At 70.3% G+C, this 18764-nt stretch carries 19 protein-coding genes; 9 read left to right on the top strand and 10 right to left on the bottom strand.

What is annotated here, in order from left to right; all coding sequences use genetic code 11:
* Positions 1-26: 26 nt before the first annotated feature.
* From NKG98_RS08470 to speB, 5 genes are all read left to right on the top strand, one after another.
* The gene (locus tag NKG98_RS08470) at positions 27-1637 is read left to right on the top strand and encodes an ABC1 kinase family protein (RefSeq protein WP_254769450.1); all 1611 of its coding nucleotides are present in this window, start codon (positions 27-29) and stop codon (positions 1635-1637) included.
* A 49-nt stretch (positions 1638-1686) separates the two neighbouring features.
* Complete coding sequence (locus NKG98_RS08465; RefSeq protein ID WP_254769219.1) at positions 1687-2751, top strand: hypothetical protein; 1065 nt, start codon at positions 1687-1689, stop codon at positions 2749-2751.
* Positions 2752-2812: 61 nt separating this feature from the next.
* Positions 2813-3910 (top strand): aminotransferase class I/II-fold pyridoxal phosphate-dependent enzyme, encoded by a 1098-nt coding sequence (locus NKG98_RS08460; protein ID WP_254769218.1) that lies wholly within the window; start codon positions 2813-2815, stop codon positions 3908-3910.
* A gap of 144 nt (positions 3911-4054) precedes the next feature.
* Complete coding sequence (locus NKG98_RS08455; protein ID WP_254769217.1) at positions 4055-4429, top strand: translation initiation factor IF-5A; 375 nt, start codon at positions 4055-4057, stop codon at positions 4427-4429.
* The gene (gene speB, locus NKG98_RS08450; RefSeq protein WP_254769216.1) at positions 4429-5319 is read left to right on the top strand and encodes an agmatinase; all 891 of its coding nucleotides are present in this window, start codon (positions 4429-4431) and stop codon (positions 5317-5319) included. Before NKG98_RS08455 ends, speB begins: the two co-directional genes overlap by 1 nt.
* Here the strand turns inward: speB and NKG98_RS08445 are convergent.
* From NKG98_RS08445 to NKG98_RS08425, 5 genes are all read right to left on the bottom strand, one after another.
* On the bottom strand, positions 5316-6056 hold the full coding sequence (locus NKG98_RS08445) for a TOBE domain-containing protein (protein WP_254769215.1): 741 nt from the start codon (positions 6054-6056) through the stop codon (positions 5316-5318). The two genes, speB and NKG98_RS08445, sit on opposite strands and share 4 nt — an antisense overlap.
* Before the next feature lie 40 nt (positions 6057-6096).
* Entirely contained in the window at positions 6097-6873 is a 777-nt protein-coding gene (locus NKG98_RS08440; protein WP_254769214.1) for an amino acid ABC transporter ATP-binding protein, read from the bottom strand.
* Positions 6870-7616 carry an ABC transporter permease gene (locus NKG98_RS08435; protein ID WP_425504401.1) on the bottom strand — a complete coding sequence of 249 codons (747 nt, stop codon included), beginning with the start codon at positions 7614-7616 and terminating at the stop codon, positions 6870-6872. The genes NKG98_RS08440 and NKG98_RS08435 overlap by 4 nt, the downstream gene beginning before the upstream one ends.
* Positions 7617-7623: 7 nt before the next feature.
* The gene (locus NKG98_RS08430) at positions 7624-8547 is read right to left on the bottom strand and encodes an ABC transporter substrate-binding protein (RefSeq protein WP_254769213.1); all 924 of its coding nucleotides are present in this window, start codon (positions 8545-8547) and stop codon (positions 7624-7626) included.
* Between the two features lie 149 nt (positions 8548-8696).
* Positions 8697-9605, bottom strand: a complete 909-nt coding sequence (locus NKG98_RS08425) for an acetamidase/formamidase family protein (protein WP_254769212.1) — start codon at positions 9603-9605, stop codon at positions 8697-8699.
* 91 nt (positions 9606-9696) lie between these two features.
* On the opposite strand from NKG98_RS08425, the gene NKG98_RS08420 reads away from it, so the two are divergent.
* Entirely contained in the window at positions 9697-10464 is a 768-nt protein-coding gene (locus NKG98_RS08420; protein WP_254769211.1) for a Nif3-like dinuclear metal center hexameric protein, read from the top strand.
* On the opposite strand, the gene NKG98_RS08415 is transcribed toward NKG98_RS08420, so the two are convergent.
* Positions 10437-10880: a hypothetical protein gene (locus tag NKG98_RS08415; RefSeq protein WP_254769210.1), complete on the bottom strand. Its 444-nt coding sequence runs from the start codon at positions 10878-10880 to the stop codon at positions 10437-10439. The two genes, NKG98_RS08420 and NKG98_RS08415, sit on opposite strands and share 28 nt — an antisense overlap.
* 184 nt (positions 10881-11064) lie before the next feature.
* On the opposite strand from NKG98_RS08415, the gene NKG98_RS08410 reads away from it, so the two are divergent.
* The 3 genes from NKG98_RS08410 (at position 11065) to NKG98_RS08400 (ending at position 14574) form a co-directional block, all read left to right on the top strand.
* A complete protein-coding gene (locus tag NKG98_RS08410; protein WP_254769209.1) occupies positions 11065-12030 on the top strand; it encodes an alpha/beta fold hydrolase in 966 nt (321 codons plus the stop codon).
* Positions 12031-12340: 310 nt separating this feature from the next.
* Positions 12341-13426, top strand: a complete 1086-nt coding sequence (locus tag NKG98_RS08405) for a deoxyhypusine synthase (protein ID WP_254769208.1) — start codon at positions 12341-12343, stop codon at positions 13424-13426.
* A 59-nt stretch (positions 13427-13485) separates the two neighbouring features.
* Positions 13486-14574, top strand: a complete 1089-nt coding sequence (locus NKG98_RS08400; RefSeq protein WP_254769207.1) for an NAD(P)/FAD-dependent oxidoreductase — start codon at positions 13486-13488, stop codon at positions 14572-14574.
* A gap of 6 nt (positions 14575-14580) precedes the next feature.
* On the opposite strand, the gene NKG98_RS08395 is transcribed toward NKG98_RS08400, so the two are convergent.
* The 4 genes from NKG98_RS08395 to NKG98_RS08380 all read right to left on the bottom strand — a co-directional run bounded on the left by NKG98_RS08395 (position 14581) and on the right by NKG98_RS08380 (position 18730).
* Complete coding sequence (locus NKG98_RS08395; protein ID WP_256558481.1) at positions 14581-14967, bottom strand: pyridoxamine 5'-phosphate oxidase family protein; 387 nt, start codon at positions 14965-14967, stop codon at positions 14581-14583.
* A 59-nt stretch (positions 14968-15026) separates the two neighbouring features.
* Positions 15027-15791, bottom strand: coding sequence for an aldo/keto reductase (locus tag NKG98_RS08390; protein WP_254769206.1), 765 nt, complete (start codon positions 15789-15791; stop codon positions 15027-15029).
* A 46-nt stretch (positions 15792-15837) separates the two neighbouring features.
* Positions 15838-16524 (bottom strand): glycosyltransferase, encoded by a 687-nt coding sequence (locus tag NKG98_RS08385; RefSeq protein ID WP_254769205.1) that lies wholly within the window; start codon positions 16522-16524, stop codon positions 15838-15840.
* A gap of 226 nt (positions 16525-16750) precedes the next feature.
* On the bottom strand, positions 16751-18730 hold the full coding sequence (locus tag NKG98_RS08380; RefSeq protein ID WP_254769204.1) for an oxidoreductase: 1980 nt from the start codon (positions 18728-18730) through the stop codon (positions 16751-16753).
* Positions 18731-18764: the final 34 nt, after the last annotated feature.

Genomic DNA, 18764 nt, shown 5'->3' with positions numbered 1-18764 from the left:
TCGTCGCGTGGCACTTCCTGCCGCTGCTGCTCGCGTACGCGCGCGACAGGCGACGGTTCCTGCTGTTCGGCTCCCGCCGGCGGGTCGGTCCCGAGACCCACCGCCGGCGCGCGACGGTGCTGCTCGACTCGCTGCTGACGCTGGGGCCGACGTTCATCAAACTCGGCCAGTTGCTGTCGACGCGCCCGGACGTCCTGCCCCCGGAGTACATCGACGTCCTCTCGGCGCTGCAAGACGAGGTGCCCCCGGCCGACTGGGCCGACGCGAAGGCCGTGATCGAGGACGAACTCGGGCCCGTCGAGGAACACTTCGACGAGTTCGACACCGACGCGATCAGCGGCGCGAGCCTCGGGCAGGTCTACCGGGCCCGGACCGGCGACCGCGAGGTCGCGGTGAAGGTCCGCCGACCGGGGATCGAACCGCTCGTCGAGGCCGACCTGCGGGTGATCAGGTGGTCGATGCCGATCCTGATGCGGTTCGTCGACGAGTCGCGGGCGTTCTCGCTCGAGAACCTGGCCGGCGAGTTCGCCCGGACGATCCGCGAGGAGATGGACTACGAGCGCGAGGCGACCATGCTCACCGAGATCCGCGGGAACTTCGACGGCGACGACCGGTTCGTCATCCCCGCCGTCGTCGAGAGCCACTCCGGGCCGCGCGTGCTCACGATGGAGTACATCGCGGGGACGAAGATCACCCGCGTCGACGAACTCGAAGCGAAGGGGATCGACCGCAACCGGATCGCGGAGAACCTCGAACGGTCGTACCTGCAGATGATCATCGACGACGGGGTGTTCCACGCCGACCCGCACCCGGGCAACCTCTCGGTGACCGACGACGGCGAGATCATCTTCTACGACTTCGGGATGTCCGGGCGGGTCGACGCGTTCGTCCAGGAGAAGATCGTCGACTTCTACGTCGCCGTCGCGAACCAGGACATCGACGCCATCCTCGACGCGCTGATCGAGATCGGTACCCTCAGCCCGGAGGCCGACCGCGCGGTGATGGCCGACGTGATGGAACTGGCGATCCAGAACGCCCGCGGTCAGGACATCGAGCAGTACCGCGTCCAGCAGATCGTCGGCCAGATCGAGGACTCGATCTACGAGTTTCCGTTCCGCCTGCCGAAGAACCTCGCGCTCGTCCTCCGGGTGGCGACCGTCGTCGAGGGGGTCTGCGTGACGCTCGATCCGGAGTTCGACTTCATCGCGACCGCGACGGAGTATCTCACCGAACAGGGCTACCGCGAGGAGACCGTCCGCCAGTACGTCCGCGAGACCGGCGACGAACTGCGCCGGTCGACCGAGTCGATCGTGCGCGTCCCCCCGAAGGTCGAGCGCACCCTCGACCGGATCGACCGCGAGGACCTCACGGTCCAGATCGAACTCGAAGATCCCAACCGGGTGTTCGACCGCCTCGCGAAGCGGCTCATCTACGGGCTGTTGCTCTCGGTCGGGCTGATCTCGACGGCGATCATCTACGCGTTCCGCGGCCCCGACCTCGCCGTGATCGTCTCCGGCGCGCTGTCGCTGCTGCTGATCGTCGTCCTCTACCGCTCGTTCAAGCGGGGCCGCCGGGGCATCCGCGCGACGCCGCAGTTCACCCGCCAGAACCTCAAACGGCGGCGACGCGAGGAGTGAACCGAGCGAGACGACGCTCCTTTTCCGCTGGCGCCCGTTCACACTCCCCATGGAGTACGACCGGCTGGCCGCCCTGTCAGTGACGATCGACGACGCGGCCACGGAGCGACTCGAACGCGAGACGTCGAGTGACTTCACGCGCGTGACGACCGAGTTCTCGCTGACGGGGCCGGGGCCCGACGGCGACCCGGCGACCGGCCGCGGCGAGGACGTCACCTACGAGGCCGACGACCACGACGCGCTGGCGGAGACCGGTCTCCCGGACCTGACCGGCGAGTACACGCTGGACTCGTTCTCGGCACACCTCGGCTCGGTCGATCTCTTCCCGGCCGGCGCCCCCGACCGGGAGGTCTTCCGGAACTACCGGCGCTGGGGGCTTGAGAGCGCGGCGCTCGACCTCGCGCTCCGGCAGGCGGGGACCGACCTCGCGAGCGCGCTCGACCGCGCGTACGATCCCGTCCGGTTCGTCGCGAGCACCCGACTGGGCGAACCGCCGACGACCGACCGCGTCGACGACCTGCGCGCGGCGGTCCCCGGCCTCGAGTTCAAACTCGACCCGACCCCCGAGTGGGACGACGCGCTGGTCGCGGCCCTCGCGGCGACCGACGCGGTTCGCATCCTCGACCTGAAAGGGCAGTACCACGGCACCGAGGTCGACGTGGCGGCCGACGCCGACCTGTACCGACTCGTGCTCGACGGGTTCCCCGACGCGGTGATCGAGGACCCCGCGCTGGAGGACGGGACGCGGAACCTGTTCGACGACCCCGCCGTCCGCGAGCGGGTCTCCTGGGACGCGCCGATCCACGGCGTCGACGACGTCGAGGCCCTGCCGTGGGAGCCGTCGTGGCTCAATATCAAGCCCTCGCGGTTCGGCTCGGTCGAATCGCTGTTCGAGACGCTCGACTACTGCCGGGAGCGGGGCATCCGGCTGTACGGCGGCGGCCAGTTCGAACTCGGCGTCGGCCGGGGACAGATCCAGGCGCTCGCGTCGCTTTTCTACCCCGACGGGCCGAACGACGTCGCGCCGCGGCGGTACAACGACCCCGAACTCGGGGACGGACTGCCCCGGCCCCCGCTCGACCCGCCAGCGGAGTCGACCGGCTTTCGGTGGTAACGGGCGCCGGTTCCCTGCCGGCGCCCGCGGGTATTTCTCCCGGGCCCGCCAACGGCCGCGTATGCAGATCGAGCCATTCGCCCTCGAACGCTGGTTCGCGGAGTACGAACACGAGGCGGACCTCATGCTCGCCGAGAGCGGCATCCGGAGTCTCCCCGCGAGCCGGTTCGACACCGACCCCGGCGACCTCGGCTACGTGATCCCGACCAACGGCGACCCCGACCTCCGGGCGGCCGTCGGCGAGCGGTACGGCCGCGAGGCCGACGAGGTGCTCTTTACGTGTGGCGCCCAGGAGGCGAACTTCCTCGCGTTCCTCTCGCTGCTGGGGGACGGCGACGGCGCCTCGTCGTCCCGTTCGGCGGGGCGGAACGCACACGCCGTCGCCGTCACGCCCACCTATCAGGCGCTACACGCCGTCCCCGACGCGGTCGGCGAGGTGACCCGCGTCCCGCTCGACCCGCCCGAGTGGGAACTCGACGTCGACGCCGTCGCCGACGCGATCCGGCCGGAGACGCGCGTGATCGTGTTCAACAACCCGAACAATCCGACCGGACGGTACCACCCGATCGAGACGGTCGAGGCGCTGTACGACCTCGCCGCGGACAACGACGCCTACCTGCTCTGCGACGAGGTCTACCGCCTGCTCGCGGAAGAGCCCCTCCCGCCGGTCGCGAGCCTCGGCCCGCACGGACTGTCGACGACGAGCGTGACGAAGTCCTACGGCCTCGCCGGGGCGCGGTTCGGCTGGCTCGTCGGCGACCGCGAGGTGGTCGACGAGGCGTGGAACTGGAAGGACTACACGACCATCTCGCCGCCGCTGTTCGGCCAGCACGTCGCCGCGCAGGCCCTCGAAGAGCAGGAAGACGAGATCCTCGCCGAGAACCGCGCCCTCGTCGCCGACCACCGCGAGCGGGTACGCGAGTTCCTCGACGAACACGGCCTGACGTGGCACGACCCCGTCGGCGTCAACGGCTTCGTGACGGTTCCCGACGGCTTCGAGACCGGCCGCGAGTTCTGCCGGACGGTCGTCGAGGCCGAGAGCGTCGTCCTCGCGCCCGGCGAGTGCTTCGGCTACGAGGAGTACTTCCGGATCGGGTTCGGCCTCCCGACCGAGGAACTGGAGGAGGGACTCGAACGGGTCGGGCGCGTGCTGGAGTGACCCCGCGGCCGCTCCGGTCGAACCGCTCCCGAACCCCGCGCCCTCGCGGGAACGGCGAACCGCCTCGAACGCGGTGAGAGAGCGGGACACCCGGCGGCGGTCGGTTTCAAACCGTTTATACCGCTCGGTTGTTTACCGGCCCCTATGGCGAAACAGCAGAAAGAAGTTCGCGACCTCCAGGAAGGCGGCTACGTCGTAATCGACGACGCGGCGTGCAAGATCAACTCCTACTCGACGGCGAAACCGGGCAAGCACGGCAGCGCCAAGGCCCGCATCGAGGCCCGCGGCGTCTTCGACGACAAGAAGCGCTCGCTCTCCCAGCCGGTCGACGCGAAGATCTGGGTCCCGATCATCGAACGCAAGCAGGGACAGGTCGTCTCCGTCGACGGCGACGACATGCAGGTCATGGACCTCGAGACCTACGAGACGATCACCATGCGCATCCCCGACGACATCGACGTCTCGCCCGACGACAACATAGAGTACCTCGAGATGGAAGGCCAGCGGAAGATCGTCTGATGTTCCCCGGGGCGACCGCCTACCGCGAGGACGAGACCGCCACGGCCGGAACGGACCGCGGCGACGCGAACTTCGTGGTCGTCGGTGCGCCCCTGGACGCCTCGACGACCTTTCAGCCGGGGACCCGCTTCGGTCCCCGTCGCATCCGAACGTTTGCGGAGACCTACGACGACTACGACCACCGGACGGGCCGGCGATTCACCGACCTCGGCGTCGCCGACGCCGGCGACGTCCGCGCGTGGGACGACGTCCCGGAGTACCTCGAGTGGCTCGAAGGGTCCCTCCGGGACGTCGTCCGGGACGGGGCGGTGCCGCTCGCGCTCGGCGGCGAGCACACGGTCTCGCTGGCCGGCGCCCGGGCCGTCGAACCCGACGTCTTCGTCTGTCTGGACGCCCACCTCGACCTGCGCGAGGCGTACGACGGCAACCCGCTCAGCCACGCCTGCGTGACGCGGCGCATCCTCGAAGACGAGGACGCGGGCGTCGAGGAGGCGATCGTCCTCGGCGCCCGGACCGGCAGCGAGGCGGAGTGGGAGCGCGCCGCGGCCGACGACGTGACCGTCGTCCCGCCCGCGGACGTCGCCGCGTTCGAGTTCGGCGACCGCCTCGACGGCCGCGAGGTCTACCTCAGCGTCGACGTCGACGGCGTCGACCCGGCGTACGCGCCCGGCACCGGGACGATGGAGCCGTTCGGCCTGCACCCACGCGAGACCCGCGACGTCGTCCGTACGGTCGCGCCCCACGCGACCGGCTTCGACGTCGTCGAGGTCAACGACCGCGACGACGGGCAGGCCGCGGCGCTCGCGGGGAAGTTGCTGCGCGAATTCGTCTTCTCGCACGCGGACGCGAACGCGAACGCGAACGCGAACGCGATCGACGTCGACGACTAGCCGTCCTCGACGGCGATCGCCCGCGCGGCCGTCGCCTTGAACGACGCGACGACCCGCCGGCCGGGGTCGAGCGCGAGCGTCTCCCGGCTTCGCGTCGTGACCAGCGCCTCCAGTTCGACGGCGTCCGCGTCGGCGGCACCGTCGTCGTCTCGCCCATCGCCACCGGCACCGTCCAGTTCGATCCCGACGCGAGCGACCGCGTCGCCGGCGTCGACCGCGCTCACGACGCCCTCGAACCGGTTGCGGAGGCTCGTCCCCGCCTCCGCGGGCGTCTCGGCGGGATCTGAGAGGACGACCGCGTCCGAGCGGACGCTGACCTCGACCGCGGTCGCCCCCGCGGGCACCAGCGCCAGCACCGGTCCCGCGGGCGTGTCGACGGTCGCGAGTTCGCCGTCGCGCTCCCGGACGCGCCCGGGGAGGACCGACTCGGTGACCGTCGCGACCCCGTCGAGTTCGGCCCGGTGGCGGCTGAACCGCCGCAGCAGCCGATCGGCCGCGGAGGTGAGCTCGGTCCCGCCGCCGCCGCTGCCGCCGCGGCGGCGCTCGGTGACCGGCCCGACGGCCTCCTCGATCTCGACGATCCGCCGCTGGAGGCGGGCGTACGACCGGCCGAGTTCCTCGGCGGCGGCGTGCATCGAGCCGTGGCGGTCGATCGCCTCCAGCATCTCGACGTCCCGCCGGTCGATGGTGACGCCGTCGACCGATAGCTCGGTCCGAAAGCCCTTCTCCACTGTCATGGCGGGTCGGACGGGAAAGCCCGTCCCGGTTCTCGTCGCATCAGTATACCAACTCCCCGTCGATAAACTTCCGGGTGCGTTCGTCGCGCGGGTCCTCGAAGACGGCGTCGGCGGGGCCGACCTCGACGATGCGGCCGTCGAGCAGGAGCGCGACGCGGTCGGCGATCCGCTCGGCCTGGTTCATGTCGTGGGTGGCGACGGCGACGCCGATGCCGCGGGCGCTCGCCTCGCGGACGGCGTCCTCGATGATCGCCGTGTTCCGCGGGTCCAGATCCGAGGTGGGTTCGTCGAGCAACAGCACGTCCGGGTCGTAGGCCACCGCCCGCGCGAACGCGACCCGCTGGGCCTCGCCGCCGGAGAGGGAGGCCGCGTCGCGGTCGAGTTCGTCCGCGAGGCCGACGACGTCGAGCGCCTCCCGGGCGGGGCGGGCGCCGTTCGACCGCCCGAGGAGGTCCGCGGCGGCCCGGCGGAGCCGTTCGGGCCAGCGCTCGCGGACCCGGAGGCCGTACTCGACGTTCCGGCGGACGCTCGCGTCGAAGAGGCTGGCCTCCTGGAAGACCATCCCGATCCGGCGGCGGGAGGCGAGCCGTCGGCGTTCGGAGCCGGCCCAGACGTCCTCGCCGTCGAACCGGACCGTCCCCGCCTCGGGCGGCTCGAACAGCGCGAGCAGGCGCAACAGGGTGGTCTTGCCGACGCCGGAGGGGCCGATGACGGCGACGACCTCGCCGGGTTCGACCGCCAGCGAGACGCCCTCGAAGAGCCGGCCGTTCCCGTGGCCGTGGCCGACGTCGACGGCGCGGACCGTCCGGGTCGTCATCCGTACCGCCCTCCCCCGTCGCCCCACCGGACGACGACGGCGTTGACGACGAGTACCAGGACGACGAGAATCGCGCCCAGGACCAGCGCCGTCTCGAACCGGCCCTGCCGGGCCTCGCGCTGGATCGCCGTCGTGAGCGTCCGGGTCTTCGAGGTCCCCCCGGGGCTGACGATGTTGCCGCCGACGATCAGGACGGAGCCGACCTCGCTGATCGCCCGGCCGAAGCCCGCGAGCACGGCCGTCGCGATGCCGTAGCGGGCCTCCTTGATCGTCACGAGCGCGACGTCGAGGCGGGTGCCGCCGAGGGCGAACGCGGCGTCGCGGACGGTTCCCTCGACGCCCGAAACCGCCGCGAGGCTGACGCCGGTGACGACCGGGGTCGCGAGGACGAACTGGGAGACGATCATCGCCTCGGGGGTGTAGAGGAGTTCGAGCGGGCCGAACGGCCCCTCGTTCGAGAGCGCGAGCAGCACGACCAGACCGACGACGACGCTCGGAAAGCCCATTCCGGTCGTGACGATCGACGTCAGCAGGTGCTTGCCGCGAAACTCCCCGACGCCGACGACGAGCGCGACCGGCACCCCGACGAGCGTGCTCAGGCCGACGGCGACGAGGCTGACGTACAGCGAGACCCGCACGATGCTCGTGACGTACTCGCTGCCGTACGGGAACTCGACGAACAGCGGCGCGTGTGCCGCGTCGGCGAGGGCGACGAGCGCGGCCGCGTCGAGGGTCGCGGACACGGCCCGATCACCCCTCGTCGCTCGACCAGCCCTCGGGGACGTACTGCTGGAACTTCGGATCCTCGGAGAGCGCCTCGGGGTAGAACAACTGCTCGCCGTTTACGGTGTACTCCTCGATGATCGCCTGTCCCGCCGGACCCGTGAGGAAGCCGATGTAGGCCATCGCGAGGTCGTACTCGACGTTGTCGTGGACCGCCGGGTTCACCGCGACGATCCCGTAGGGGTTCGCGAGCAGTTCCGGGCCGCCCTCGATCGGCCCCTGAACGAGGATTTCGAGGTCGATATCGCTCCGCATCGAGAGGTAGGTTCCGCGGTCCGAGAGTGTGTAGCCGCCGGACTGGTCCGCCTGGACGAGCACGTCGCCCATCCCCTGGCCGGTCTCGCGGTACCACCCGCCGGCGGGGTCGGCCCGCGATACGTCCCAGATGGCGAGTTCCTTGGTGTGGGTCCCCGACTCGTCGCCCCGGGAGACGAACGTCTCCTCCGCGTCGGCGATCGCGGCGAAGGCCGCCGGCGCGTCGTCGCCGCCGTCGATCCCCGCGGGGTCGTCCGCCGGCCCGACGATCACGAAGTCGTTGAACATCAGGTCCCGCCGGTTGACGCCGTACCCCTCGCGCGTGAACTCGTCCTCGAGCGAGCGCGCGTGGACCATCACGACGTCGGCGTCGCCACGACGACCGGTGTCGAGGGCCGCGCCGGTCCCGTCCGGAATCGTGTCGACGGTCACGCCGTATCGCTCGTCGAACGCCGCGTTCACCTCGTCGAGCAGCCCCGTGTCGTAGGTACTCGTCGTCGTCGCGAGGGTGAGCGTCTCGCCGGCGACGGTCGGCCCGTCCGCCTCGGAGTCACCTTCACTGGACGAGCAACCCGCCAGCCCCGCGGCGAGGGCGCCGCCGGCCGTCGCGAGGAACGCTCGGCGTTGTATCGTCATGGATACTTCGACGAAGCGGCGTGGCAAATAGCTTTTGATCCGACGTAACCGCGTCAGGTTTCACGGCCCGGCGCCTCCCGTCTCCGTCCGCGCAGACCGGGTTCGTCGGCTCGGCGACGTAACGAAAATCGGCTACGCCGACCGGGCCGCTACCGGCCGAACGGATCGGAGAGGTACGCCTTCGGGATCGCGTTGCGCACCGTCACCAGCGGGTCGACCACCTGACTGATCTCGAGGCCGCCGACGAGACTCGAGAGCATGTAGGCGTCCGTGGCGTCGAGGCCGTGTTCGGCCGCGAGCAACGAGACGGCGTCCCGATTGGCGAGTTCGCAGGCTTCTTCGAGCGTCTCGGCGCTGGCGAGGGCCGTCCACGCGTCGGGCGTCTCGACGAGCGGGCGGTCGATCCCGCGGGCGGTCTCGACCACGTCGACGGTGACGTCGATCTCGGTGGCGATCTCCGACCCCGTACCGCACATCTCGCCGTCGGCCATCGCGGCCTTGCAGTCGCCCATCGCGAGCATCGCACCCTCCTGGAAGACGGGGAAGTAGGCGACGTTCCCCGCGGTCATCGCGGTCGTGTCGAGGTTCCCGCCGTGGTCGTGGGGGACGAGCGTCGTGTACGACTCCGATTCGGGGGCGACGCCGATCGTCCCGACGACCGGGTCGACCGGCACCTCGATCCCCGCGAACTCGATCGCGCCGTCCTCGACGGGCGTGATGCGCGTCCGCGGCGCCTCGATCCCCTCGTGGCCGTCGAGCAGGCCGAACCCCTCCATCGTGATCACCCGGCCCCGGTCCTCTGCGATCCGGATCGCCTCGATCTCGACGCGCAGGACGTCGCCGGGGCTCGCCCCCGCGACCTCGATCGGGCCCGTCGCGGCGTTGACCTCCTCGGGAACGGACTCGACGAGGTCCGACTCCGCCCCGACGGTCCCCTCCAGGCTGTCTACCGTCTCGACTGTCAGCCGCGTCCCCGGGTCGACCGTCGCGACGCCGTCGAGGTCGGGCGCGAACTCGTAGATCGTGCCGTCCTCGTGGGAAACCGTCCGTCGTGCCATGTGTCGGCGTTTTCGGGGCGGCGTATTAAATCGGACTCCGCGCCGGTCGAAACCGAACGGATACAAGCCGCCGCGGCTCGAACCCCCGCGCATGGACCTCTCGGAGTTCGCCGACAGACTCGACGCGAAGTTGCGGACCGACGACTACGCCGACCTCGACGCGAGCGCGAACGGCCTGCAGGTCGGCCCCGACGGGGGAACGGTCGAGCGCGTCGCCTTCGCCGTCGACGGCGTCGGCGAGACAATCGACCGGGCCGTCGAGGCCGACGCGGACGTCCTCGTGGTCCACCACGGCCTCTCGTGGGGCGGGTTCGAGCGCGTGACCGGCCGCACCTACGAGCGACTCGCACCGCTGATCGAGGGCGACTGCGCGCTGTACGTCTCGCACCTGCCGCTGGACGGCCACCAGGAACTCGGGAACGCCGCGGGCGTCGCCGACGCCCTCGGTCTCGAAGACCGGGCCCCGTTCGGCGAGTACGGCCCCGAGTACGTCGGCCAGCGCGGGACGGCCAGCGAGCCCTACGACCCCGACTCGCTGGCCGCCCGCCTCGCGTCGGCGCTCGACACGGGCGGCCGGCCCGTCCCCGTCCTCGACTTCGGCCCCGACGCGATCGAGGACGTGGCGATCGTCACCGGCAGCGGGACCGACTGGCTCGACGAGGCGGTCGCCGTCGGCGCGGACGCGCTCGTCACCGGCGAGGGGAAGGCGAAGGTCTACCACGAGGCGAAGGAGGCGGGGATGAACGTCGCCCTCGCGGGCCACTACGCGACCGAGACGTTCGGCGTCCGGGCGCTACAGGAGGTAGTCGAGGACTGGGGCCTGGAGACGACCTACTTCGACGTGCCGACGGGGCTGTGATCGGCCCAGCGACCGCGTAGCCGCCGCGAGCGGAGTGACCCGACCGCGGCCAGCGCGTGCCGGAGGAGCGCGACGAGCACAGCGGCGAGCAGGTGGAAGTACGCGGCCCGGAGCGAGAAGTACCAGATCCCGGCCGCCGGCACCAGTCGGTCGGCGACGTCGAAGAGCAGGACGGCGACGTACCAGACGAGGACGAACGGGTAGAGAATCGGGTAGTACCACCGGTACTGCAGCGCGGTCGTGCCCTCGTACCGCGCGACGACGTTCCCCTGTGCGTCGACGGTCCCCCCGGCGTGGCCGTAGCCGACGTCCGGCGTGACGACGTCGACGAAGGCGGGAAACAGGACGAAGAACCCGGAGACGATCAGCACGTAGCGGTCCGGACGGAGAACCCGGTAGATCCCCCCGCCTCTCATTACTGACGTGGTGGTTCGCCGCCATCTTGAACGGTGTGCGTGCGTACCTGTGTACCTGCAGTCGGTCCGGGTCGATGCTCGATACAGGGGTCCCACGCTTCAGTGAACGAACGGATATCGGATGCGGAGTGTATAGATATCGGTAGGAGATTGGGTGCCTCCGATTTCGTGCGTAGTTGTGTCCATGAAACAAAACTACCGTGCTGAACTCATCCGTATATCGATCACCGACTGGATTTCGTTTAGCGTGTGCAGATCCGTCATCAGTTGCCGCTATGTGATCGACTCGCATAGGGGACTAGAGGTGAGATGCCACATGCCGAAAGTAACAGCGCCGGATGACGAGAAGGAGTTGGCGACAGTTACGTCCGCGGATGGGACTGAAATCGCGTACGAGCGGTCGGGAAGTGGTCCGCCGCTCGTGCTCGTCCACGGGGCCATCTTCGATCGCACAGTATGGGAACTCGGCGACGTCCGCTCCACGTTCGCAGAACACAACACGGTCTACGCCATGGACCGGCGATGTCACGGCGACAGCGAGCATCCCGAAGCGTATGGTGTGGAACCCCAGTTTGACGACGTGGTCTCGGTCGTCGAGTCGATCAACGAGCCAGTACACCTGCTCGGGCACTCCGGGGGAGCCAACTTTGCACTGGGTGCGGCCCCGCGAATCGACAATTTGCGTAGTCTGATTCTGTACGAACCCTACATCCCGTCCGACGAGGACGTAGATGACGTCGAGGAGACGATCGCAGAGATGATAGCGCTGTTAGACGAGGGACGAAACGAGCGGGCGCTCGCACTATTCCTCGGCGACGTCGCCCAGCTCACGGCGGACGAACTCGATGAACTTCGATCGGCACCGATATGGGACGCGCACGTGAACACGTTCCACCAAACACTTCTCCCCGGGCTCGAAACGTTCGAGGAGCACGAGTGGGATCTCACGACGTTCGAGGACCTCTCCACGCCGACGTTACTGCTCGTCGGGAGCGAGAGCGGGCACCTCAAAGAGACAGGCGAAGAACTCCACGACACGTTGCCCAGCAGTCGACTCACTACCTTCGATGGACACGGACACGCAGCAAACATCGTCGCACCGGACCGCTTCACAGACGAGGTGCTGTCCTTCATCAGCGAAGTAGACTGAGTGGTTTTCCCCGTTCTACCCATCTCCGTATTGAAATCGTGTCCTTCAAAAAGAGGCGTGTCAGACGCTGTTTTTGGGAGATTCCCACTCCGGCAGCTACGTACTGAGCGGTCAGCCAACCGAGTTGATCGTCCTCGGTTCGTGCCGCATTCGCGCTCTGTATTCAGCACGATGCTACCGATGGTACTGATACCTGAAAACGACGACGCTCGACCGAAACCGACCCGACCGAGGAACGATCGACGTCCCCGCAAACCGAGTACGAAGCCGAATCGCGGCGTTGAAACCGCTGGCTCGCCCACCTCGGACCATGAGCGACGAGCACCACGAACCCGAGCGGGAGACCTTCTCCCACGACCCGGTCGGCCACGCCGAGGCGCGCGCGGGGATGACCGTCGGCGAACTCGCCGCGGAGTACGGCAAGGCGGGCGTCGGCGCGGCGACCCTGCACGAGGCGGTCGACGTGACCGCGGCGATGTTCGACGACGACGTGACCGTCTTCCTCGGCCTCGCGGGGGCGATGGTCCCGACGGGGATGCGAAAGATCGTCTCGGACCTGATCCGGGACGGCTACGTCGACGCGCTCGTGACGACGGGGGCGAACCTCACCCACGACTCGATCGAGGCCATCGGCGGCAAGCACCACCACGGCGAGGTCCACGCCGAGGGCAAGACCGAACGCGAACACGACGAGACCCTGCGCGAGGAGGGCGTCGACCGCATCTACAACGTCTACCTCCCGCAGGAGCACTTCGCCGCGTTCGAGGGACACCTCCGCGAGGAGGTGTTCCCCGTCCTCGAAGCCGAGTGCGAGGAGCGCGAGGCGCAACGCGCCTCGGAAGAGCCGAGCGGAGCGAACCGCGAGGGCGCGGTCTCGATCCGGCGACTCACCGAGGAACTCGGCCGGGCGAACGCCGAGGTGAACGAACGCGAGGACGTCGCCGAGGACCCCGGCATCGCCGCCGCGGCCTACGAGTCGGACGTGCCGATCTACTGTCCCGCCGTGCAGGACTCCGTGCTGGGGCTGCAGGCGTGGATGTACTCCCAGACCACCGCGTTCACCCTCGACGCGCTCGCGGATATGACCGCGCTGACCGACCTCGCCTTCGAGGCCGACGAGGCCGGCGCGTTCGTCGTCGGCGGGGGCGTCCCGAAGAACTTCACCCTCCAGACGATGCTCGTCACGCCGCGGGCGTACGACTACGCCGTCCAGTTGACGATGGACCCGCCGCGGACCGGCGGCCTCTCGGGCGCGACGCTCGACGAGGCGCGCTCGTGGGGGAAACTCGAGAAAGACGCCCGGAACGTCTCGGTCTACGCCGACGCGACGATCACGCTCCCGCTCGTGGTGGCGGCGGCGCGCGAGCGCGTCGAGGGGAGCGAGGGGGGCGAGTAGGCGGGCCCGGTGCACACGCGCGGGGCACGCTCAACTGACCGGCGCCCGAGCGACGACGTATGAGCGAGCCTCGATACGACGTCGTCGTGATCGGCGGCGGCCCCGCCGGCCTGACGACGGCGCTGTACACGACCAGACTCGGCCACCGGACCGCGGTGGTCGAGAAGGAAGGCGGCCGCCACGCGGCGGTCAGCCACGTCCACAACCTGCTCGGCGTCTCCGAGGCGGTCTCGGGCAGCGAACTGTCCGAACACGGCGTCCGCCAGCTCGAAACCTACGGCGGCGACTTCTACCCGGACGCCGTCGAGCGGGTGGAACGGGTCGACGGCGAGGAAGGGAGCGCGGACGGGTACCGGTTCCGCGTCGAGGCTTCCCGCGGGACGCTCGCGGCCGAGCGCGTCGTCTTCGCGACCGGCTTCAGGGACCTGCCCCCCGAGGTGTCGGGCCTGCGCCGGTTCACCGGCCGGGGGCTGCACTACTGTCTGCACTGCGACGCCTACGCGCTCGGCGACGCGCCCGTCTTCGTCCTCGGCCACGACGAGCACGCGGCCCACGTGGCGATGACGATGTGCAACTTCACCGACGACGTCGACCTCCTGCTGGACGGCCGCGACCCCGAGTGGGACGAGGAGACCGGCGCCCTCGTGGAGGCGCACCCGATCGAGCGCGTCGACGCGGAGGTCGTCTCCGTCTACGCCGACGGCGAGGCGGAAGAGGACGAGCCCCGACTCGGCGGCCTCTCGTTCGCCGACGGCGCCGACCGCGACTACCGCGGCGGCTTCGCGATGTACGGCACCGAGTACGCCTCCGATCTGGCGGCCGACCTCGGCTGCGACCTCGACGGCGACGGCGCCGTCGCCGTCGACGAGCGCCGCGAGACGAGCGTCGAGGGTGCCTACGCCGTCGGCGACGTCACCCACGGCCAGAACCAGACGACGATCGCGATCGGCGACGGCGCCCGCGCCGGTATCGCGATCCACAAGGACCTCCGGCCGTATCCGAAGTCGCTCGACGAACTGGCGGGCGAGTCGGCCGACGCGGACGGCCCGCCGGGCGCGCCCCCGGACCTCCGCGCGCGGATGCGCCGCCTGCGCGACCTCGAACCGCTGCCCGGGCTCCGCGAGCCGCGGCCGGAGACGGAGGAGTGACCGCCGTCAGTACGTCCAGTACGCGACGGAGCCGAGGTCGATCCGGACGAGCGCGTTCTCCGGGTAGGCGTCCGGGTCGGCGCCGTACTTCTCGTTGATCCGGCGTCTCGCCGCCCGGCTCTCGGTCTCGTCGTCGACGACGCGGGCGCGGCCGAGCATCGTCGCGGCCCACCGCGGGTCGCCGTCCTCGTCCTTCTGGACCGAGAGCGCGACCCGCGGGTTCTCGCGGACGTTTCCGAGTTTCCGGCCGGTGGTCACGATCTCGACCGTCCCGTCGTCGTAGTGGTACCAGACCGGCGCGACGTGCGGGCGGTCGTCGACGCTGGTCGCCAGGTGGGCCATCAGCGGCTCGCTCTCTAACAGCCGTTCGGCCTCGTCGGGGATCTCGGTCACGAGGACTCCACGACGCGTAGCGACAAAGTTTCCGGGCCGCCTCTATCGCACCTCGGCGCTCACTCGGGGAACAGCTCCTCGGTGCGCTCGATCCCGTCGATCGCCCGCACGTCCTCGTCGTCGAGGTCCAGGTCCCGGGCGGCGAGGTTCGCTTCGAGGTGCGCTCGGCTGCTCGCTTTCGGGATCGGCACCACGTTCTCCTTCCCGCACAGCCACGCGATCGAAACCGCCTCGGGCGTGGCGTCGTGTTTCTCGGCGACGGCGACGACTTCCTCGACGTCGCGGACGCGGCCGCCGGCGAGCGGCGAGTAGGCGACGAGCGGGTAGCCGCGCTCGCGGGCGTGATCGAGGAGCGCGTCGGGCTGGAACAGCGGGTGGAACTCGACCTGATGGGCGGCGATCGGCGCGTCGAGGACCTCGCGGGCGGTCCCGAGGTCCGCGAGGGTGAAGTTGCTCAGGCCGACGCCGCGGACCGTCCCCGCCTCGCGCAGGGCGTCGAAGGCGGGCAGGGTGGTCTCGGGGTCGTACGTCTCGATCGGCCGGTGGACGTACAGCAGGTCGACGGACGCCAGCCCCAGCCGGTCGAGGCTCTCCGCGGTCGTCCGGCGGACGTCCGCGGGCGCGAGGCTGTCGGCCCACACCTTCGTCGCCACGGTCAGCGCCTCGCGGGGGACGTCGCTCCGGGCGATCGCTTCGCCGACGACGGCTTCGTTGCCGTAGATCTGGGCGGTGTCGAGGTGCCGGTAGCCCAGTTCGAGGGCGGTCTCGATCGGGGCCGGCTCCTCGATCCCCATCGTCCCGAGTCCGACGGCTGGCAGGTTCATACGTCGGCTCTCGTGGCGACGGACAAGAAGCCCCGCGGTCTGGCACTCAGTAGTCCGCGGCGATCCGCTCCCGGTCCAGCCGGGCGTAGTACCACAGCGTCCCCGTCAGCCCCCTCGCGGCGATCCGCCGGCCGGAGCTCTCGACGAGCACCCGCCGGCAGTAGCCCGTCGGCACCTCGCGGGCGAGTTCGCGGCTCAGCGCGGTGTCCTCGTTTGGCACGTCCGGGAAGCCCCCGGCCGCCTCGAACGTCCCGCGGCGGACGAAGAAGTTGAACCCCGGCAGGACGGGTCGCCGGAGCCGCGAGAAGACGTGGTTGATCGTCGCCTCCACCAGCTTCCCGCGGCGGGGGCCGGTGATCCGGCAGTACGAGGAGGCCGCCTCCATCCCCTCGGCCTCGACGAACCCCAGCATCGCGGTGAGGTAGTTCGCCCGCACCGCGGTGTCGGCGTCGACGAACGCCAGCCACTCGCCGGCGGCGCGCTCGGCGCCGCGGTTGCGCGCGCTGGCGACCCCGTCCCCGTCGCCGGCGACCACCCGCGCGCCGTACTCGCGGGCGATCTCCGGGGTCGCGTCCGTGGAGTTCCCGTCGACGACGACGGCCTCGTACCCGTAGGCCGTGTCGAGCGCGGCGAGGCTCGAGAGCGTTCCCCGGAGGTACGCCGCCTCGTTTCGCGCCGGAACGACGAAGCTGACGACCGGGTCGGTATCGCATTCGAGGGGGCGCGCGGGCATCGGTCGGGTCGTCGTCGCCGACGCCGCTTAAGCCTCACCCTCCGGGACGGCGACCCGAACCGTCTTTTCGGTGGCGTTCGTACCCTCGGCCGGCCGATGACGACGCACCCGCTCCGAGCCGGACTCGGCACCCGGCGGTGACGAGCCCTATGAGTGCCGAGGCCACGTTTCTAACCTAACACCAGAGCGGAAGAATCACCGCACGACCGACGCGAGCGTCGAACGACTACCGCGTCGGACTGGTAGTCGGGTAGCGGGCGCCGATCGAGAGCCCGGTCTCGCAGCCCTCCTCGACCGCGTGCAGGATGTTCCCGGGCTCGCGCGCGTCGCCGACGACGTAGACGTCCGCGTCGACGTCCGCGAGCGCTTCGACGAGGCCGTCGTTCGGCTCGCTGCCGGTCGCCAGCGCGACCGCGTCGGCCTCGAACCGCCGTTCCGTCCCGTCCTCGGCCGCCGCGACGACGGTCCCGTCCTCGATCGCCGTCACCCGGACGCCGGTGTGCCACGAGATGTCGTCTCGCTCCCCGTACCGTTCGAGCACGTCGAACCGGGTGATCGCCTCCATCTCGGGGGCGATCTCGTCGCGCATCTCGAGGAGCGTCACCTCGATGCCACGATCCGCCAGGAACTCCGCGGTCTCGATGCCCGCCTGCCCGGCGCCGACGATCGCGACCGAGTCGGCGTCGTCGGGGACCGCGCCGGTCAGGACGTCCCAGACCTGCAGGACGTCCTCGTCCGCCGCGCCGTCGACGTCCGGGACGCCCGGGCGGGCACCCGTCGCGACGACGACGGCGTCCGGGTCAGCCCGCTCGACGGTCTCACGGTCGAGGCGTTCGCCGAGGCGAACGTCGACCTCGTGTCGGTCGAGTTCGCGTTCCAGGTGCTCCCGGAACCACTCGATTTTCCCCCGTCCCGGCGGCGCCGCCGCGAGTTCGAGTTGGCCGCCGATCGCCTCGCGTTCCTCGTACAGCGTCACGTCGTGGCCGCGGACGGCGGCCCACGCGGCGGCCTCGGCGCCCGCCGGGCCGCCGCCGGCGACGAGCACCCGCTTCGTCTCGGGCGCCTTCTCGAGGGTCGCGAACTCGCGTTCGCGGCCCACCGTCGGGTTGACGGTACAGCCCATCGTCCGGTCGGCGAAGATCCCCTCGCCGAGACAGCCGAGGTTACAGCCGATACACCGGTTGATGTCGGCGACCCGTCCCGCCTTCGCCTTCCGCGGGAAGTGGGGGTCCGCGATCAGCCCGCGGCCGACGGCGACGAGGTCCGCGTGGCCCGCCTCGAGGGTCGCGGCGGCCGTCGACGGCTGCCGGATGGAGCCGACGGCGATCGTCGGCACGTCGACGACGTCGCCGATCTCGTCGGCGAGGTACGTCCGCCACCCCTCCTCGAAGCGCATCGGTTCGAGGAGCTTCGGCATCGACTCGTAGATGCCCGAGGTGACGCTCACGTAGTCGACCCCCGACTCCTCGAACGTGCTCGCGGCCCGCTTCGCGTCCGCGAGGTCGTTGCCCCCCTCGACGAACTCGTCGGCGCTGAGCCGGACGCCGACCGTGAACCCGTCGCCGACCCGCTCTCTGATCCCGTCCACGATGTCGAGCGGGAACGTCATGCGACCCTCGAGGTCGCCGCCGTACCTGTCGTCGCGGCGGTTAGTGCGGCTCGAGATGAACTGCCCGACGAGGTAGCCGTGTGCGGCGTGGAGCTCCACGCCGTCGAATCCGGCGGCCTGCGCCCGCTCGGCGGCGTCGACGAACCGCTCGGTCATCGCTTCGACCTCGGCCGCCTCCAGCGGTCGCGGCTCGGTCCCCAGGAACCCGTCGGGAACCGCGGACGGCGCGACCGGCCGGACCCCCTCGGTCGTCCCCGTCGTCGTCTGCCGGCCCGCGTGGTGGATCTGGACGACGCTCCGGGCGCCGTGGGCGCCGATGCGGTCGGCCAGCCGGGAGAGCCCGGCGACGTACTTGTCGTCGTCGATCCGCAGCTGTCTGGTGATTGCCTTGCCGGCCGGGTACTCGACCGCCGCGACCTCGACGACGACCATCCCGACGCCGCCGCGAGCGCGCTCCGCGTAGTAATCGAGCATCCGCTCGGTTACGGCGCCGTTCTCGTCGGCGTAGTTGGTGCCCATCGGCGGCATCACCAGCCGGTTTCGGACGTCCATCTCCCCGATCGTCGTCGGCTCGAAGAGTATCTCGTGCTCCGTCATGTTCCCGTTCGGACGTTGGGTGACGGTCCCCATC

The sequence above is a fragment of the Salinilacihabitans rarus genome, assembly GCF_024296665.1.
Lineage (GTDB): Archaea > Halobacteriota > Halobacteria > Halobacteriales > Natrialbaceae > Salinilacihabitans > Salinilacihabitans rarus.
This window is presented reverse-complemented; position numbering and strand designations above follow the sequence as displayed.